General features: G+C 66.3%; 3 protein-coding genes. 1 reads left to right on the top strand and 2 read right to left on the bottom strand.

Going from position 1 to position 2552, the window contains the following annotated elements; genetic code table 11:
* The coding region (locus ACRDUX_RS29880) for a PaaI family thioesterase (RefSeq protein ID WP_526419287.1) at positions 1–698 on the top strand (698 nt) is incomplete at its 5' end.
* Positions 699–705: 7 nt separating this feature from the next.
* On the opposite strand, the gene ACRDUX_RS29875 is transcribed toward ACRDUX_RS29880, so the two are convergent.
* Together ACRDUX_RS29875 and ACRDUX_RS29870 are read right to left on the bottom strand one after the other, a co-directional pair.
* A complete protein-coding gene (locus ACRDUX_RS29875; protein ID WP_526419285.1) occupies positions 706–1545 on the bottom strand; it encodes an enoyl-CoA hydratase/isomerase family protein in 840 nt (279 codons plus the stop codon).
* 7 nt (positions 1546–1552) lie between these two features.
* Positions 1553–2552, bottom strand: a 1000-nt coding sequence (locus ACRDUX_RS29870) for a thiolase family protein (RefSeq protein ID WP_526419283.1), incomplete at its 5' end; no start/stop codon positions are given.

Genomic DNA, 2552 nt, shown 5'->3' with positions numbered 1-2552 from the left:
CGCGATACCGCAATCCCTTCACCGGCGCGCCCACATTGGGGCCGTTGGCCATCCTGGTCGATGCGGCCGCGGGGATCGTCAATCACTACCGTCGACGGCCCGGTCAGTGGACGGTGTCCAGCGAGCTGTCGATGGATGTCAGTGTCGACGGCCTCGGCGACCTCGACGGTCCCGTAATGGCCACCGCGCATGCACTTGGGCCGCCCGGTGCCACGTCGCTGGGAATCTGCACGCTGACCTACGACGGCACCGTGATCGGCGGCGGCACGGTGCGCTCGTTCTTCATCGACGCCGACGTCGGTGGCCCCAACTGGCCGGCCGAGACGTTGGACCTCACCGACGAGACACCGATCGCGGATCGGATGGCGGTACACGTCCGGCCGGATGCCGACGGGCACGTCCTGGTGCAACGCATCGACCCCAACCTGAACAACGACATCGACATCGTGCACGGCGGTGTCGCGGCGGCAGGCCTCGAGTTCGCAGCGTCGGCGGCGATCAACGAGGGCCGCTCCGACGCGCCGCTACAGACCGCCTCGCTGCGGGTGAACTTCCTGCGCCCGTTCTTCGCCGGGGCCGAATCCCGCTACGAGGGCACGGCGCTGCGGGTGGGGCGCAACACCGCGGTCGGTGACGCGCAGGCCGTCGGCGACGACGGCAAGGTGGCGCTCACCGCGCGGATCACCGCCTACCGCTGACCGTCCGCTACTTCTTGGAGCGTGACCGGAAGGCGGCGACCCGCGCCTTGAACTCGGGAGTCGAGAAGGACACCAACTCTTCGGCCAGCGCGTACTCCAAAACACCCTGCGCGGCGCGACTCAGATGCATGTTCAGCGCCACCTTGGACGACCGAAGTGCTTGCGGCGGTAGGGCGGCCAATCGCTCGCCGAGTACCAGTGCCTCGTCCAGGACGGTGTCGTCGGAGACCACCTTGGTGACCAGGTTCAGCTTCTCCGCGATCGGCGCGGTGATCCGGTCGCCGAGCAGGACGAACTCCTTGGCCTTCATCATGCCGACCAGCAGGGGCAGCATCGCCGCACCACCGTCACCGGCCGTCAGCCCGATCGCGACGTGCGGGTCGGCCAGGTAGCTGCTCTCCCCCATCACCAAAAGGTCCGACAGCAGCGCGATCGAACAGCCGAGTCCGACGGCGGGTCCGTTGACGGCCGACACCAGGGGCTTGGGGAAGTTGATCACCTCGAGGAAGACCGTCCGGGCCTCGTGGATCTGGAAGGTCCGCGCCGCCTGGTCTTCGATGAGGCGGCCAAACATCACCATGTCGCCACCAGCAGAGAAGGCCTTGCCCACACCGGTGGTCACGACCGCTTTCACGTCATCGTCGGCGTCGAGCACCTTCCAGATGGTGGCGAACGCGTGGTGCACCTCTTCGGTGACGGCGTTGAGCGCCTCGGGGCGGTTGATGCTGACGACGTGGACGTTGCCGCGCTTCTCCACCAGCAGCCAGGGGGCGAACTCCTCATACCCGGCGAGGGTTCCGGGGGCGAGCGAAGCGACGGGGGATGATTCTGTCTCTGAAGTAGTCATACGGTTCCTAGTTCTTGTCACTGGAGAGAATGGTCACTGCCGACACCGCGGTCGGACCACCGATGTTGTGGGCCAACGCGACTCGCGCGCCATCGACCTGGTTCTCGGCTTCGCCGCGAAGTTGGTTGAACAGTTCGTAGCACTGTGCCACACCGGTGGCGCCCGGCGGGTGACCCTTCGCCTTCAGTCCCCCGCTCGGGTTGATGGGCATCGAGCCACCGACATAGTGCTCGCGTCCCTCGACCAGTTTGTAGGCCTCGAAGCGTTCGGCGAAGCCGAGGTCTTCGTAGCTGATCAGCTCGACCCCGGTAAAACAGTCGTGCACCTCGGCGACGTCGATGTCTCTCGGCGTTACGCCTGCCATTGTCATAGCCGCCTTGGCGGCCTTGACCGTGGGCGGAAACGTCGTCATGTCGGTCTTGTGCTGGTGCATGACCCGGTCCATGCCGAGGCCAACGCCGCGCACCCACACCGGGCGATCGGTGTAGCGGTCGACCACGTCCTCGGATACCAGAATGACCGCGGCCGCACCGTCGCTCTGCGGGGTGCAGTCGTACAGTCCGAACGGGTCGACCACGATCGGCGCGGCCAGCGCCTGCTCGACGGTGATCTCATACCGCAGTTGAGCTTTCGGATTCGTCAGGGCATGGAAGTGGTTCTTCACCGCCACCATCGCCATGTGCTCCTTGGTGGCGGGCGACTCGTGCAGGTACCGGTTGACGTGCAGCGCGAAGTTCGCCGGCGCGACCAGACCCAATGGATAGTCCCAGGCGTTGTCGCGCGTCATCGCCGCCCAGTCCCAGAACGTGCTGCTCGACGCGGTCTCACGCACTTTGTCCGCGCCCACGACGAGCACCACGTCATAGGCGCCGGACGCGATCGCCAGGGTGCCATTGCGGATCGCGTCATTACCCGTGGCGCAGGCATGTTCGACGCGGGTGACCGGGATGTCGGTGAGGTCGAGCGTGTCGGCCAGGATGCCCGACGGAAATCCGTCGGTGGTGGAC

It is taken from the genome of Mycobacterium sp., assembly GCF_050701675.1.
Classification (GTDB): Bacteria; Actinomycetota; Actinomycetes; order Mycobacteriales; family Mycobacteriaceae; genus Mycobacterium.
This window is presented reverse-complemented; position numbering and strand designations above follow the sequence as displayed.

Coding starts and splice junctions, on each gene's coding strand:
- ACRDUX_RS29875 (WP_526419285.1), bottom strand. CDS start 1,545: ATGACTACTTCAGAGACAGAATCATCCCCCGTCGCTTCGCTCGCCCCC.